General features: G+C 75.1%; 15 protein-coding genes. 6 read left to right on the top strand and 9 right to left on the bottom strand.

The annotated features are described in order from the left end of the window. Positions 1 to 14: 14 nt before the first annotated feature. The 5 genes from ACYP53_RS23075 to ACYP53_RS23055 form a co-directional block, all read right to left on the bottom strand. Positions 15 to 353, bottom strand: coding sequence for a hypothetical protein (locus ACYP53_RS23075; protein ID WP_189918822.1), 339 nt, complete (start codon positions 351 to 353; stop codon positions 15 to 17). Positions 354 to 456: 103 nt separating this feature from the next. Next, positions 457 to 621 (bottom strand): hypothetical protein, encoded by a 165-nt coding sequence (locus ACYP53_RS23070; protein ID WP_189918820.1) that lies wholly within the window; start codon positions 619 to 621, stop codon positions 457 to 459. Positions 622 to 779: 158 nt separating this feature from the next. Beyond that, positions 780 to 1,994, bottom strand: a complete 1,215-nt coding sequence (locus ACYP53_RS23065; RefSeq protein ID WP_459648787.1) for a cytochrome P450 — start codon at positions 1,992 to 1,994, stop codon at positions 780 to 782. Between the two features lie 109 nt (positions 1,995 to 2,103). After that, positions 2,104 to 2,322 carry a ferredoxin gene (locus ACYP53_RS23060; RefSeq protein ID WP_189918815.1) on the bottom strand — a complete coding sequence of 73 codons (219 nt, stop codon included), beginning with the start codon at positions 2,320 to 2,322 and terminating at the stop codon, positions 2,104 to 2,106. A gap of 215 nt (positions 2,323 to 2,537) precedes the next feature. Next, a complete protein-coding gene (locus tag ACYP53_RS23055) occupies positions 2,538 to 4,088 on the bottom strand; it encodes an ATP-dependent DNA ligase (RefSeq protein ID WP_308437591.1) in 1,551 nt (516 codons plus the stop codon). A gap of 132 nt (positions 4,089 to 4,220) precedes the next feature. Here ACYP53_RS23055 and ACYP53_RS23050 point away from each other — a divergent pair, with 132 nt between their 5' ends. From ACYP53_RS23050 to ACYP53_RS23030, 5 genes are all read left to right on the top strand, one after another. Next, entirely contained in the window at positions 4,221 to 4,760 is a 540-nt protein-coding gene (locus ACYP53_RS23050; RefSeq protein ID WP_189918811.1) for an ArsR/SmtB family transcription factor, read from the top strand. Continuing rightward, positions 4,757 to 6,055, top strand: a complete 1,299-nt coding sequence (locus tag ACYP53_RS23045) for an MFS transporter (RefSeq protein ID WP_459648786.1) — start codon at positions 4,757 to 4,759, stop codon at positions 6,053 to 6,055. Before ACYP53_RS23050 ends, ACYP53_RS23045 begins: the two co-directional genes overlap by 4 nt. Before the next feature lie 289 nt (positions 6,056 to 6,344). Further along, entirely contained in the window at positions 6,345 to 6,824 is a 480-nt protein-coding gene (locus tag ACYP53_RS23040; RefSeq protein WP_459648785.1) for an N-acetyltransferase family protein, read from the top strand. A gap of 115 nt (positions 6,825 to 6,939) precedes the next feature. Continuing rightward, entirely contained in the window at positions 6,940 to 7,908 is a 969-nt protein-coding gene (locus ACYP53_RS23035; protein ID WP_459648784.1) for a CAP domain-containing protein, read from the top strand. Between the two features lie 211 nt (positions 7,909 to 8,119). Further along, positions 8,120 to 9,736 (top strand): sigma-70 family RNA polymerase sigma factor, encoded by a 1,617-nt coding sequence (locus ACYP53_RS23030; protein WP_459648783.1) that lies wholly within the window; start codon positions 8,120 to 8,122, stop codon positions 9,734 to 9,736. A gap of 49 nt (positions 9,737 to 9,785) precedes the next feature. Here the strand turns inward: ACYP53_RS23030 and ACYP53_RS23025 are convergent, their stop codons facing one another. From ACYP53_RS23025 to ACYP53_RS23015, 3 genes are all read right to left on the bottom strand, one after another. Then, the gene (locus tag ACYP53_RS23025) at positions 9,786 to 10,022 is read right to left on the bottom strand and encodes a hypothetical protein (RefSeq protein ID WP_189918804.1); all 237 of its coding nucleotides are present in this window, start codon (positions 10,020 to 10,022) and stop codon (positions 9,786 to 9,788) included. Positions 10,023 to 10,128: 106 nt separating this feature from the next. After that, entirely contained in the window at positions 10,129 to 10,557 is a 429-nt protein-coding gene (locus ACYP53_RS23020) for a nuclear transport factor 2 family protein (RefSeq protein ID WP_189918802.1), read from the bottom strand. Positions 10,558 to 10,848: 291 nt separating this feature from the next. Then, complete coding sequence (locus tag ACYP53_RS23015) at positions 10,849 to 12,318, bottom strand: M1 family metallopeptidase (protein ID WP_459649813.1); 1,470 nt, start codon at positions 12,316 to 12,318, stop codon at positions 10,849 to 10,851. A gap of 403 nt (positions 12,319 to 12,721) precedes the next feature. On the opposite strand from ACYP53_RS23015, the gene ACYP53_RS23010 reads away from it, so the two are divergent. Continuing rightward, positions 12,722 to 13,627 carry a carbohydrate kinase family protein gene (locus ACYP53_RS23010; protein WP_459648782.1) on the top strand — a complete coding sequence of 302 codons (906 nt, stop codon included), beginning with the start codon at positions 12,722 to 12,724 and terminating at the stop codon, positions 13,625 to 13,627. Positions 13,628 to 13,700: 73 nt separating this feature from the next. Here ACYP53_RS23010 and ACYP53_RS23005 read toward each other — a convergent pair whose 3' ends face one another. After that, positions 13,701 to 14,240 (bottom strand): GNAT family N-acetyltransferase, encoded by a 540-nt coding sequence (locus ACYP53_RS23005; protein ID WP_459648781.1) that lies wholly within the window; start codon positions 14,238 to 14,240, stop codon positions 13,701 to 13,703. Between the last annotated feature and the right edge of the window lie 146 nt (positions 14,241 to 14,386).

Below are 14,386 nucleotides of genomic sequence, written 5' to 3'. Positions count from 1 at the left end.
CCGGGTGTGGCCGGCTACGTCGTGAGCGGCGGCGGGGCGGCCGCGCCCCGGCCCGCCTTGACGCCGTTCACCATCGCCTGGTGGATCGCCCGCGCGGTGATCTCGTCGGCCGCGGGGACCGGGCTGCCGGACACCGTGTACCAGTCCAGCGCACCGGTGTACTGCACGGTCAGCCGCGCTTCGCCGTCCACCCAGGTGGTGTGCACGGTGAGGTCACCGGAGATCGGGCCGACCTCGGCGGTGGTCACCCCGCCGGGGCCGCTGATGATCGACTGGGTGGTCCAGGTCGCCCACGACGCGCGCGGGTCCGTTGGCGGCCGGGCCTGCCGATTGCCTTGGTCGTGTTCGGTCATGCGCCTATCCTCCCCCGCCGGTGCGTCGCCACCCGGGCAGCGACACCTGCGGTCGCGGCGACCGCCCGGTGGGACCGGGCGGTCGAGTCGGTACGGCGGACGGTCAGTCGAGTCGGTCGGATTCGTCCAGCATCGCGTCGCCCTCCGCCTGGGAGGTGTCCTGCGCGTGCAGGTTCTGCATCGAGGTGATGCCCTCCTCGGGATCCGCGGCGCGAACGTCCTCGTCCTGGTCGGTGCTCACCTCGAACCGTTCGCTCATGTCGGTCATCGCGGGCTCCGTCTCCTCGGCCGGTCCGGGCGCGCCGGTTCGGCGGCACGGCTGGGCCGGGTGTCTCTCTGCCCCTCCAGCCTGCCCCCGCCCCGGCGCCGGGGCCAGCCGGGTGACCGGATCGCCGCCTTCCGCCGCCCGGCCCCGACCGGGCGGGGTCACCAGGTCACGGGCAGTGACCGCATCCCGTAGATGAACGAGTCCGTCCGGAACGCCAGCTCCGCGCGGGGGACGGCCGGCCGCAGGCCGGGCAGCCGCCCGAACAGGGTGGCCAGGGCGATCTGCAGCTCGGCGCGGGCCAGCGGCTGGCCGAGGCACTGGTGCACGCCGAAGCCGAAGGCCACGTGCCGGCGGGCGTCCCGGTCCAGGTCCAGCTCGTCGGTGGACGGCCGGTCGGCGCCGCCGAACACCGTCTCGTCCCGGTTGGCGGTGGAGAGCATCGCGATCACGCCCTCCCCGGCCCTGACCGTGGTGCCGCCCAGCTCCACGTCCTCCAGCGCCACCCGGGGCACCCCGGTGTGCACGATGGTGAGCAGCCGCAGCAGCTCCTCCACCGCGCCGGGCAGCGCGGCCGGGTCGGCCAGCCTGGCGACCTGCTCCGGCCGGTCCAGCAGCAGCGCCGTGGACAGCGAGATCATGTTCGCGGTGGTCTCGTGCCCGGCGATCAGCAGCAGGAGGCCGGTGGCGGCGGCTTCGTCCGGGGTCAGGTCGTCGCGCGTGGCGAGCCGGCTGAGGATGTCGTCCTCCGGCCGCTCCCGCTTGCGGGCCGCCAGGCCCCGCAGGTAGTCCAGCAGCTCGTCCTGGGCCTCCCGGAGCCGCTCCACGGTGCTGGTGCTGTTGAGCAGCGTCCGGCTGACGTCCTGGAAGAACTCGCGGTCCTCGTACGGGACGCCGAGCAGCAGGCAGATCACCAGGGAGGGGACGGGCAGCGCGAAGTCGGCCACCAGGTCCGCCTCCGTACGGCCGGCGGTCATCCCGTCCAGCGCCTCGTCCACGATCCGCTGGACGGCCGGGCGCATCGCCTCGACCCGCTTGACCAGGAAGTCCCCGGTGACCATCCGGCGCAGCCGGGCGTGCTCGGGGTCGTCCAGCCGCAGGAAGGCCGGGTTGTCGGTGACGAGCTCCCGGGCGCCGGCGACCAGGAAGGGGAAGTTCGGGTGGCGCAGGTCCGCGCTGAACCGGCGGTCGGACAGCACGGTACGGACCTCGGCGTAGCCGGTGGCCAGCCAGCAGGACTCGCCGCCGGGCAGGTCGGCGCGGGTGAGCGGGCCGGTGGCGGCCGCCTCGGTGTACGCGGGCGGCGGGTTGAAGGGGCAGCCGGCGGAGTGCGGGGCCGGCAGCCGGACGGCGGGGGTGGTCGGTGTGCTCGTCAAGGCGGGGTCTCCTCGCGTGGCGGTGTGCTCCGGTGGGGGGTGGGGTGACTGGCGTGCCGTCACGGCGGTTCGGGTGGTACGTGGTGGTACGTGGTGGTGCTCCTCCGCGTCAGCCGGTGGGCCCGGAGGACTCGTCCTCGGTGACGGTGATCGCGCCGCCCGGGCAGAGCTGGGAGGCCAGTCGTAGATCGTCGAACTGCTCGGGCCGGAAGGTGGTCTGACGGAGTCTCACCAGACTGTCCTGGTCGTCCTGGTCGAACACCTCGGGAACGTTCATGACGCACATCCCGGAGCTGCAGCAGCGGTCCCGGTCGATGTTCACCCGCATGGTCGGGCACCTCTCGCCAGTGCGCCGCCGGCTGCCCGGCGGCCGCCTCTCGTTGTCATTGCCAACCTAACCCGCCGCTCCTCCGTCCACGGAGGGTGCGGTGGCCGGATCGCCGAGAATGGCCGATTCGGCCCCTGTCGCAACATCCGTGGGGCACAACAGGTTTGAATCTCCATCAGATTCGTCGGAGTCCGCCCTCGGGTCTGGCGGCGAGCTCAGGGGGACAGGCCTTCGGCGGCGGCGATCTCCCGGACGGTCGTGACGGTGTCGGCCTCGGCGGCGCCCTTGTCCGGCCGGTAGCGCACCACCCGGGCGAACCGCAGGGCGAGGCCGGCCGGGTAGCGGGGGCTGCGCTGCAGGCCGTCGAAGGCGATCTCCACCACCAGCTCCGGGCGCACCCGTACCGTCCAGGCGTCCCGCTCGGTCTCCCGGGCCAGCAGTTCGGCGGTCTGCCAGGCGAGCGTCTCGTCGGTGAGGCCTTTGAAGGTCTTGCCGAGCATCACCCAGGGGCCGAGCCCCGGTTCGTCCGCCGCCCGGGCGCCCAGGTGCAGGTTGCTGAGGAACCCGATCCGCCGTCCGCTGCCCCATTCGGCGGCCAGCACCACCAGGTCGAGGGTGTGCCGGGGCTTCACCTTGATCCAGCCGGCGCCGCGCCGTCCGGCCGCGTACGGGGCCGCCGGGTCCTTGACCAGCACGCCCTCGTGGCCCAGGGCCAGGGTGTCGCGGAAGAAGGTCAGCGCCCGCTCGCGGTCCCCGGTCTCGGTGCGGGCCACCCGCAGCTCCGGCGGCGCCGCCCCGGCCAGCGCCGCCCAGCGCTCCCGGCCGGGCCGGTCCACCAGGTCCGCGCCGTCCCGGTGCAGCAGGTCGAAGAAGTGGACGCTGAGCGGGACTTCGGCACGCAGCCGTTCCGGATCCCGCCGGGCCGCGGCGCGCGCGGCGGTCTCCTGGAACGGGCGCGGCCGCCCGTCCGGGCCGAGTGCGATCGCCTCGCCGTCCAGCACCGCCGAGCGCAGCGGCAGCGCCAGCGCGGCCTCCACCACCTCGGGGACGCGCGCGGTGATGTCGTCCAGGCTGCGGGTGAACACCGCGACCTCCCCGCCGTCCCGGTGCACCTGCACCCGGATCCCGTCCAGCTTCCACTCGATCGCGGCCGGGCCGGTGCGCTCCAGCGCGGAGGCGACGTCCGGTGCGGAGGCGGCCAGCATCGGCCGCACCGCCCGCCCCACCTCCAGCCGGAACTCCGCCAGCGCCGGCGCTCCGCCGGTCAGCGCCGCCTCCGCGACCGCCCGGGCCGAACCCCGGAACATCAGCGCCCGCCGCACCGCCGTCGCCGGCACCTCGGCCGCCTGCGCGACCGCGTCCCCGACCACCGCGTCCAGCGCCCCCTGCCGCAGGTCTCCGACCAGCACCGCCCGCAGGAACCCCTGCTCCACCCCGGTCGCCCGCGCGAACAGCCCGTGCAGCAACCGCCGCCGCTCGGTCTGCGACCCGGCGCCGTGCACGCCCGCGATCCGCTCCAGCTCCCGCTCCACCTCCCGCACCCCGAGCGAAGCCTCCCCGGCCGGCCCCGGCAGGCCCCGCAGCGCCGCCGGCCCCACCCCCGTCCGCAGCCGCTGCGACTCCCCGGACAGCAGCGCCACCGCGGCCGGTGCCTCCGCCGGGCCCAACTCCCGCAGACAGCCCGCCAGCAGTCCCGTCTTCGCCCGCCGCCCCGGCTCCGCGGCCACCGCCCGCGACACCTCCGCCAACCGCAGCAATCCGGACACACCACCACCTCCTCCACCCAGCATCCCCGCCCCCGCGGGCCGTCGCCCGGGCAGCGGATTCCGGGCAGCCGATTCCGGAAAACCGGGAAAACCCCCTTGCGCAATGGTCAAGAAGTGTTGACCATTGGAGCCATGCCTACCGATGATCTTCCCGAGACGTTCCACGTCACCACGGACGAGCAACTACGCGCCGTCTCCAACCTCACGCGCCACCGGATCATGGCCGTGCTCCGCTTCGAGCCCGCGACGATCACCCAGATCGCCGAGCGAGTGGGCCTCGCGAAGGGGAGTTCCAGCTACCACGTACGGCTGCTCGAACGGGCCGGGCTGGTGAAGGTGGTGCGGACGCGCAAGGTCCGGGGGGTCACCGAGCGGTACTACGCGATGGCCGCCCGGTCGATCGTGCTGCCGGCCCCGGGCGAGGGAGGGCCGGACGTGCTGATGCGGCACGCGGTGGCGGACCTGGAGGCATCGCCGGCGGACGGCGAGCGGCACGTACGGATGGCGCACCTGCGGCTCACCGAGGAGCAGTTCGCGGAGCTGGGGGCGCGGCTGCAGGCCCTGGCGGACGAGTACCGGGAGCTGTCCGACCCGTCGCTCCCGGACGCGTCACTCGTCTTCGCACTGTTCCACCCGGCGACCCGCGAGCAGGCCGAGGGGGAAGCCAAGTGACCTCGGAGACACAGAAGCTGCCGACCGGATTCGGACGGCTGTGGACCGCGCAGACGGTGTCCTCGCTCGGTGACGGGGTGATGCACGCCGCGCTGCCGCTGCTCGCGCTGACCTTGACGCGGGATCCGATGGCGCTCGCCGTCGTCACGGCCACCGGAACACTGCCGTGGCTGCTCTTCGGCGTGCTCGGCGGTGCGCTGGTGGACCGCTGGGACCGCCGGCGCACGATGTGGATCGCGGACGCGGCCCGCGCGGTGCTGCTCGCGATACCGGCGGCGGCGGCCGCGCTCGACGTGCTGAGCATTCCACTGCTCGCCGCCGTCGCCTTCCTGCTCGGCCTCGGCGGGCTCTTCTTCGACACGGCCGCCACGGCCTACCTGCCGGATCTGCTCGGCCGCGACCCCGCGCTCCTGGAGCGCGCCAACTCCCGTCTGCGCGGCACCCAGACCGCCGCGTCCGGCTTCGCCGGGCCGCCCGCGGGCAGCGCCCTGCTCGCGCTCGGGCGGGCGGTCCCGCTGCTCGCCGACGCGGTCTCGTTCGCGCTCTCCGCACTGCTCGTACGGTCGCTGCCCGCCGCGCCCCGGCCCGTACCGCAGGCCGGTGAGTCGCTGCTGCGGCAGGCGCGGGCCGGCGCCTCGTACGTGTTCCGGGACCGGCTGCTGCTCGGGCTCGCACTACGTCCGGCGGTCGGGAACATCGCCTTCCTCGGCGTGGAGACCGTACTCGCCCTCTTCGCGCACGACCGTCTCGGCACCGACACCTTCGGCTTCGGCCTGCTCCTCACGGCGGAGGCCGCCGGAGGCCTGCTCGGCGCGGGCATCGCCTCCTTCCTCGGCCGACGGCTCGGCACCGGCGCCGCGCTCACCTGTACGGCCGCGGTCGAGGGGTTCGCCATCCTGGGCCTCGCCGCCGCCCCGAACCCGTACGTCGCCGGCCTCGCGCTCGCCGTCTGCGGAGCGGGCATGGGCGCCACGATGGTGCTGGCCCCCTCCCTCCGACAGTCGATCGTCCCCGCCCACCTGATGGGCCGGGTCGCCTCCACCTCCCGCATGCTGAGCATGTGCGCCGCCCCGTTCGGCGCCTTCCTCGGCGGCTGGCTGGCCACCGCCTTCGACGTGCGCACCCCGCTCTACACCGCCGCCGGCCTCCTCCTCACCATGACCGCCGTCACGTCGACCATGACCAACAACCGCCGGGTCGAGGCGGCGCTGCGTGCCGCCGCCCAGGCCGCCGCTCCGGCCGCTGCTCCGGACCGCCCGGAATCCCGGGAGCCCGTTGAGGCAGTCGCCGTCTGACGGCTTCGCGAGGCCGTCGAGCCAGCGCCGAGCCCAAGCCCGGCGTTCCCGGGTGGCCAGGCGCATCGCCGTCGATCCCCATCAATCCCCGTCGTCCTCGGCTCCGCCGGGGTGCCCCCGGACTGACGGCGGGTGGCCCACCCCCTGGGGACCGCTCCGGCACCGCCCGGATGCCACGTGCCGGAGTGGAGCGCGGGGCCGGCGGTCTTGGCCGGGGTGGAGATCGGTGGCGGGGCGACGGGGCGTCATGCTGGGGGCCGCGAAACGCCGTGACCCCGAGGAGACCGAGATGAGCAGCACCCCCGCCGACCGCTGGAGCGTCGGCGCGCCCGAGGCCGACGAGTTCGCCGCCTGGCGTGAACTCTTCCGCGGGTACTGCGACTTCTACCGGGTGCCGTGCCCGGACGAGAAGGCGGAGCTGGTGTGGTCCTGGCTCCGGGATCCGGCCCACGAGCTGGACGGGCTGCTGGTCCGGGACGGCGAGGGGCGGCCGGTCGGCCTCGTCCACTACCGGCCGTTCGCCCGGCCGCTGCACGGAGCCGTCGGATGCTTCCTGGACGATCTCTTCGTCGCGCCGGAGGTGCGCGGCGGCGGGGCGGTGGACCTGCTGCTGGCCCGGCTGCGGGAGATCGCCGCCGAGCGCGGCTGGGTCACCGTCCGCTGGATCACCTCCGAGACCAACTACCGGGCCCGCGCCAAGTACGACCAGGTCGCCACCCGGACCCCGTTCCTCACCTACGACATGGCCCCGGACACCGCGGTGCGCTGAGGCCGTGACCGTCCCGCCGGACATTCGTTCGGACTTTCTGTTATCGGCGCGCCGCCGGGAGGTCTCCCAGGTGTCGGCACCCGACAGCCGGCCCCGGAGCAGAAAGTGTGACGACGTGAACAGCGACGACAGGACGACCATCCTCCCGGCGACCGGTGACGACGGCGGCACGGGTGGCCGGGCCGGTGGCCGGGCCGCGCGGCGGGCCGCCGACCGGCACGCCGGGCGGGGCCGTCGGGGGCGGCGCGGCGGGTTCGTGCCGGTCACCGCCGTCGTCGCGGCGGTCGCCGGGACGGGGCTGATCGCCGCGCTGGCCGGCGCCGGCTACGCGGCGTACGGCGGCAAGCAGACCGACCGGGACACCATGGGCCAGGCGATGGCCGCCGACGCGCTGATCGCCGCCGAGATCGGCACCCACGAGGGCATCCAGGTCCCCGGCGCCGGGGGCGCGGACCTGGGCGCGGCGGTGCCGTCGGCCGGGCCGAGCACGACCGACCCGGCCGCCACCCCGAGCGCCCTGGCCACGCCCACCGCCACCGCCCCGGCCACCCCAACGGCCTCGGCCACCGCCACCCCGACCCCGACCCCCACCGCCTCGGCCTCCGCCGCCAAGGCGACCGCGAGCGCGTCCAGGACGGCGGCCGCCGCGCCGACCACCGCCCGGCGCACCGCCACCGCCCCGGTGGGCGGTGGCGCGGCTCCCTCCGACGCCCAGGCGGTCGTGGACCTGGTCAACGCCGAGCGCGCCAAGGCCGGCTGCGGGCCGGTCGCCGCCGAGCCCAGGCTGGCCACCGCGGCCCAGTCGCACAGTGACGACATGGCCGACCGCAACTACTTCGACCACGCGAGCCCCGAGGGCTACCACGCCGACCACCGGATCGAGGCGACCGGCTACCGCTGGAGCACCTGGGGCGAGAACATCGCCCGCGGGCAGAAGGACCCGGCCGCCGTGATGGACGCCTGGATGAACAGCCCCGGTCACCGCGCCAACATCCTGAACTGCTCGTTCAAGCAGCTCGGGGTGGGTGTGCGGACCGGGTCGGGCGGCCCGTGGTGGACCCAGGTGTTCGCCGCCCCGGCCTGACCGAGCCCGGCCCGGCAACCGGCCCGACCCGCTTCCACGTACCCCCGACCCGCCCGCCCGGCCTGACCCGTGACCTGACCCGTGGCCCCGTTCCGGGCCCCGGGGCGGTCCGATTTTCCGATTCCGCGCACATTGTTGTTATCTGATCACTCCCCACAGGTCTCCGAGGAGGCAGCGGCGGACGGAAACACGGCAATTCGGAGTGCGGACCATGAACGCTGATGTGCAGAACAGGACCGGGAGCACCCTGGTGCTCGCGGCGCAGGCCGGCGACCGGCAGGCCCAGGAGGCGCTGGTCGCCACCTGGCTGCCGCTCGTCTACAACGTGGCCGGCCGCGCTCTCGGCGGCCACGCCGACGTGGACGACGTCGCGCAGGAGACCATGATCCGCGCCCTCGACGGACTGGACGGGCTCCGCGACCCGGAGTCCTTCCGGTCCTGGCTGGTCGCCATCACCATGAACCAGATCCGTCGCCGCCACGCGGCCGGCCAGCAGCAGGCCGTCGGCGGACTGGACGAGACCTGGGAGGTCGCCGACCCCAGGGCCGACTTCACCGACCTCACCATCCTGCGGCTCGGCCTCTCCGGCCAGCGCCGCGAGGTCGCCGAGGCGACCCGCTGGCTCGATCCGGACGACCGCGAACTGCTCTCGCTGTGGTGGCTGGAGGCCGCGGGCGACCTCACCCGCGCCGAGCTCGCCGAGGCCCTCGACCTGAGCACGGCGCACACCGCCGTCCGCGTCCAGCGGATGAAGAAGCAGCTCGAAGCCGGCCGCGTCGTCGTCCGCGCGCTCGGCGCCTACCCGCGCTGCCCCGACCTGACCGAACTCACCGCCGGCTTCGACGGCACCCCGAACTCGGTCTGGCGCAAGCGGATCGCCCGCCACATCCGCAGCTGTGCCGGCTGCGACGGCCTCGGCCGCGACCTCTACCCCGCCGAGGCCCTGCTGGCCGGCCTCGTGCTGGTGCCGATCCCGCTCGGCTCGCCCCTCCTGCTCCACTTCCAGCACACCGCCGCCACCGTGGCCGCCCAGACCGCTGCCCAGAGCGCCGCGGCCGGAGCCGGCTCGGGTGCCGGACTCGGTTCGGGTACGGGAGCCGGCTCCGGCACGGGAGCGGGCGCGCACGCCGGTGCGGGAGCACACGGGGGCTGGGCCGGCACCGCAGCCCGCAAGGCCGTCCTGGTGAGCGGCGCGGCCGCCGCGGTGGCCGTGACCACCCTCGCGCTGGTCTGGCCGCAGCACGGCGAGCCGCCGCAGGTGGTCGTGCCGGAGACGACCGCCCCGGTCGCCGCCCGGGACACCCCGACGGTCGCGGCCGCACCCGTGGCCGTCGTCCCCTCGCCGGTGCCCACCCCGACGCCCACGGAGACCCCGACCCAGACCCCGACGCCCACCGCCACACCGACCGCGACCCGGACCATCAGCGCCCCGCCGGCGCCCAACCCCGAGCGCCAGCTGGTGGACCTGGTCAACGCCGAACGCGCCAAGGCCGGTTGCGCCCCGCTGCGGATCGACCCCAGGCTGCACAGCGCCGCCCAGAAGCACGCGGACGACATGGCCACCCGCGGCTTCTTCGACCACGTCAACCCGGACGGTGTCCGCACCGACGCCCGGATCACCGCCGCCGGCTACCGCTGGTCCCAGTGGGGCGAGAACCTCGACCGGGGCCCGACCACCCCGGCCGCCGTCTTCACCCGCTGGATGGACGGCGGCATCCACCAGTCGAACATGCTCGACTGCGGCTTCAAGGACATCGGCGTCGGCCTCGCGACCAGCCAGGCCGGCACCCCCTACTGGACCCAGGACCTCGGAGCGCCGATGTCCTGAACAGCCCGCCCGGAGCGGACAGCACCGGAACGGAGCGGAGCGGACGGGACTAGGCGGGGGTGACCCCGACCAGCCCGTCCGCCGAGCCGGTCACGTAGCCCGTGGCCTGGCCGACGACCCCGCCCGCGTCGCCGACCTGGCCCGGCACCACGTCGGGCGCGCTGCTCAGCGGCCCGGGCAGTCCCTCCTGGCCGCCCACGGCGCTGGCGTGCGCACTGGGCGCGGTGAGGGAGGCCACGACACCCACGGCGAGCGAGGCGACGGCGAGCATGCTGCGCTTCTTCATGGCCGGTCCAACGACGCTGCGCCGGAAGGGTTACGGGAACGGCGCGCGCGTGCCGCCCCGCACACCCCCCGTCGCGCACCTCCGGCACGCACGCGCAGACGGTGCGTCAGGCGCGGTAGAAGGTCCGCCCGGCGGAGCCGGAGGAGACCGACCACACCTCGGTTATCAGCCCGTCCTCGATCCGCAGGGTGTCCGTCCCGCTGCGCGCCACCACGCCACCCTCGCCGTCGGAGAAACTCGCCAGGTACGGCCGGGCCACCAGACCCGACACCACCCCGTCGACCGACTCCAGGTCGACCACCGCGACGCCCTCGGCCGCGAACCGCAGCTCCGACCGCTTGGCGTGCCACTGCCGGATCACCTCGGCCAGCCCCGCCGGCGTCCGCACCTCGTCGAACACCTCCGACCCCGCCTGCGTGTACCGCAGGGTGAAGTCGGGCGCCATGATCTTCTCGGCCAGCTCCAACTCGCCGTTCCACAGCGCCGTCCAGCGGTCGTAGACCCCGACCCCGAACTCCCTCAGCTCGACACCCATGGACAGCCCCCGTTCGCTCCACGACCGTTCCTCGATCGTGTGGGGAACGCTAGCAGCGGCCACTGACAATCGGGCTCGGGCCGACGCGGACGGGCGGACGGCGACCGGGCGGTGGGCAGCCGGGCGGCCGAGAGCTGGACGGCCCGCGCGCCGGCCGGGACTCAGGCCGGACGGCGGGCGGGCCGTGGGAACCACCATGGCCCCACCAGCCCCTGCCGGTCAGGGCGCGCACGCCGCGGCCGGACGCACACCGGTGCGCCGGGGCGTGCGACAGCCGCCCCGGTCGCGCCGTCAGAGCGTTCCGGAGCCCCGGGCCACCCCCGTCCCGTCCGCCGCCCGGGCCTCGCCCGGAGCGGCTCCCGCGCCGACGGGCGCCACCGTCCAGTCCGGGTGCCCAGGCATCGGAGGTGTGCGCAGCCCGTACAGCCAGTCGTGGAGGAACCCGCCCAGGTCCTGCCCGGACACCTCGGAGGCGGTGCGCACGTAGTCCTCGGTGCTCGCGTTGCCGTACTGGAAGCGGCTCAGGAAGGTGCGTTCGATCCGGTCGAAGGTGTCGGCGCCGACCTTCTCGCGCAGCGCGAACAGCACCAGTGTCCCGCCGGTGTAGCGCTGGCTGTCGAAGAGGTCGGCGGCGTCCGGGGCGGCGACCGGCCCGGAGTCGTGGCGCCACTGGTCGCCGAGGCCGTAGACCTGGCGCATCCGGTCGACCAGGGTGGTGTGGCCCGCGCTGTCCGGCCAGCCGCGCTCGTAGCGGTAGAGCAGGCCGTAGTAGTCGGCGTGACCCTCGTTCAGCCAGAGGTCGGACCAGCGGGCGGGGGAGACGCTGTCGCCGAACCAGGAGTGCACCAGTTCGTGCATCATGTGCGAGCCGATCGCCGCCTCCGGCTGGCGCAGGAAGTTCGGCTTGTAGAGGGTCAGGGTCTGGGTCTCCAGGCCGGTGAACGCGAACGCGGCGGGGTCGTCGGTGTTGGCCGGCATGAGGCCGTAGGTCCGGAACGGGAAGCGCCCCAGGTGCGCCTCGGCCCAGGTGAGTTGGTCGGCGGTGAGGTCCAGCGCGGGTTCCAGCTCGGCGGCGCGGGCGGTCGGCACGACGTCGCGCAGCGTCAGCCCGTGCGGTCCGGTGCGCTCGCGGACGGTGTAGTCGCCGACCGAGACCTGCACCACCTCGGTGGCCATCGGTTCGGCGGAGACGTACCGGCGGGTGGTGCGGCCGTCGCCGTGCCGCTCGGTCCGCGCCAACTCGCCGCCGGCGACGCCCAGCAGGCCGTCCGGGGCGGTCACCGCGATGGTGAACCGCGCCTTGTCGCCGGGGTGGTCGTTGCACGGGAACACGGTGTGCGCGCTCCTGGGCTGGCCGGCCACCGCGAAGCCGTCCGGGGTGGGGACCCAGCCCGTGTGCGGCAGCGCGGCCCGCGGATCGGCGGTGTACTCGACCGTCACCTCGGTGGTGACGCCCTGGCGGAACGGCCTGGCCGGGGTGACGGTCAGCTTCTCGTCGTGGGTGGCGAAGCCGGCCGGGCGGCCGTCGACCCGGACGGCGCGCACGGACAGTCCGAGCGCGTCCAGGTCCAGGTGGGCGAGGGTGCGGTCGGGCCGGGCGGGGATCACGGCGGTGGCGTCCACCGTGCGGCTGTCGGCCCGGTAGTCGAAGGCCAGGTCGTAGGCGAGCGCCCGGTACCCCGTGTTCCCGAGCGTGGGGAAGACCGGATCGCCCAGCCCGTCGACGGCGCCGGCCGTCGGAACGCTCGCGGACAGCAGCACCGCGCTGAACGCGAGCGACAGGAGGAGACCGGTACGGGGCCTGGGCAAGGGCGATCACCGCATTTCAGCAGCGGGGAGCGGGTGCGGGAGCCGCCGGGACAGGAAGACCGCGCACGGATGCTAGTGGACCGCCGGGCGCCGCCGGGCGCGATTCGGAGATCAAGGGGGAACGGCGAACAGGGAGCGGGCGACACTCCGTCGTCCCCCGGACGGCCCACGGTGATGGCGCGGCCCCCGGGCACGGTCTAACGTCGGAAGTGCTTCGTCCCCTGACGGACGGGGCCACGGCCGCCGGAGACCTGGCCAGGTCCGGCGGCCGTACTTCCATGCCCTGGCGCCCCACCCGGACGCACCCCGTAGGCTGGCGGCCCAGCCGACGCCCCACCGGATGCCAGGAGCCGCCGTGACCAGCCCAGCTTCGCACGTACTGGTGATCGGCGAGTGCGTGGCCGACATCGTCCGTACGGATGGCGCCCCGGACCGGGTGCACCCCGGTGGCAGCCCCGCGAACGTCGCGTACGGCCTGGCCAGGCTGGGCCGCCGGGCCACGCTGCTCACCGAGCTCGGACCGGACGCCGACGGCCGGCTGATCCGGGCGCACCTGGAGTCGGCGGGCGTGCGGGTACGGGCCGCCGAGGTCGAGCGGACGCCCACGGCCGTGGTCCGGCTGGACGGGCAGGGGCGGGCCGAGTACGCCTTCGACATCGGCTGGACGCTGCCGTCCACCGCGGTGGCGGCGGCCGAGCTCGCGGAGGCGCCCACCGCGGTCCACATCGGCTCGATCGGCGCGGTCACCGAGCCGGGCGCCGCGGCGGTGCTGGCGCTGGTGGAGCGGTGGCGCGGCCGGGCGGAGATCAGCTACGACCCCAATGTGCGCCCCGCGCTGATGGGGGAGCGGGCCGAGGCCGTCCGGCGGGTCGAGCGCTGCGTGGCCCTGAGCGACCTGGTCAAGGCGAGCGACGAGGACCTGGCCTGGCTGTACCCGGGCGAGCGCCCGGACGCGGTCGCCGAGCGCTGGCTGGCCCTCGGCCCCGCCGTGGTCGCGGTGACCCTCGGCGCCGGGGGCGCGTTCGCCCGCAGCGCGGAGGGTGAGCGGGTCGGGGCGGCGGCCGTCCCGGTCGCGGTGGCGGACACCGTGGGCGCCGGGGACTCCTTCATGGCCGCCCTCCTGCACACCCGCGCGACCGCCGCCGACCTCACGACCTGCCTCTCCCACGCGGTGACGGCCGCCGCCCTTACCGTCTCCCGCCCGGGCGCCAACCCGCCCTCGGCGGCCGAGCTGGAGGCCGCCCTGACGGACGGCCGGTAGCCCTACTCCGACGCGGTGCAGACCCGGACCGTCGCGGCGATCACGTCCAGGGCCGCCGGGTCGTCGCTGCCGCTCAACTCGCCGGGCGGGCGGGCGCGGTGAGCTCCTTGCCGTACCAGACCTGGGCGTACGGGCCGTTGCTGTAGGCGGGGATCTCCTGGTAGCCGTGGCGGAGGTAGAGCGCCCGGGCCTCGACGAGGTCGAGCCGGGTGTCGAGGACGATCCGCTCGGCGCCGAGGGAGCGGGCGGCCTCGGCGACGGCGGCGAGCAGCCGGGCGCCGCCGCCGGTGCCGCGCAGGCCGGGGCGGACGTAGACCCGGGTCAGCTCGACGGTGGTGGCGTCGAGCCGCCGCAGGCCGGCGCAGGAGTGGGCGGTGCCGTCGTGGCGGCCGATCAGGAACAGGCCGTCCGGCGCGGTGAGGTCGTCGCTGGGGGAGTCGGCCAGGCCGGACTCCAGCTCCTCCGGGGTGCCCTCCCGCCCGAGGTGGAGGCGGTAGTAGCGGTTGGCCACGTCGTAGTAGTACTCGCGCAGCAGCTCCAGGGCCTCGGGTGTGGTCACGTCGGCCGGAGAGACGGCCCAGAGGTCGGTACGGCGAGGCGCGGTGTCGGTCATGCGGGCATGATCCACTTCCGGCCGGGCCGTCGCAACCGGTTTTCGGAGCCCTCGCCGTCGTCATCGGTCCCCGGGCGGACGGCTCCCGACGGCTCCGGACGGCTTCCGACGGCTCCCGACGGCTCCCGACGGCAAAGGAACGGCAA

The sequence above is a fragment of the Kitasatospora sp. Ki12 genome (assembly GCF_054601375.1).
Note: the sequence above shows the minus strand (reverse complement) of the source record. Positions and strands in the feature narration are given on the sequence as shown.

What these genes read in the sequence shown, in the direction of transcription:
- ACYP53_RS23075 (WP_189918822.1), bottom strand. Translation starts at nt 353, where the DNA reads ATGACCGAACACGACCAAGGCAATCGGCAGGCCCGGCCGCCAACGGAC.
- ACYP53_RS23070 (WP_189918820.1), bottom strand. Translation starts at nt 621, where the DNA reads ATGACCGACATGAGCGAACGGTTCGAGGTGAGCACCGACCAGGACGAG.
- ACYP53_RS23060 (WP_189918815.1), bottom strand. Translation starts at nt 2,322, where the DNA reads ATGCGGGTGAACATCGACCGGGACCGCTGCTGCAGCTCCGGGATGTGC.
- ACYP53_RS23050 (WP_189918811.1), top strand. Translation starts at nt 4,221, where the DNA reads ATGCCTACCGATGATCTTCCCGAGACGTTCCACGTCACCACGGACGAG.
- ACYP53_RS23040 (WP_459648785.1), top strand. Translation starts at nt 6,345, where the DNA reads ATGAGCAGCACCCCCGCCGACCGCTGGAGCGTCGGCGCGCCCGAGGCC.
- ACYP53_RS23030 (WP_459648783.1), top strand. Translation starts at nt 8,120, where the DNA reads ATGAACGCTGATGTGCAGAACAGGACCGGGAGCACCCTGGTGCTCGCG.
- ACYP53_RS23025 (WP_189918804.1), bottom strand. Translation starts at nt 10,022, where the DNA reads ATGAAGAAGCGCAGCATGCTCGCCGTCGCCTCGCTCGCCGTGGGTGTC.
- ACYP53_RS23020 (WP_189918802.1), bottom strand. Translation starts at nt 10,557, where the DNA reads ATGGGTGTCGAGCTGAGGGAGTTCGGGGTCGGGGTCTACGACCGCTGG.
- ACYP53_RS23005 (WP_459648781.1), bottom strand. Translation starts at nt 14,240, where the DNA reads ATGACCGACACCGCGCCTCGCCGTACCGACCTCTGGGCCGTCTCTCCG.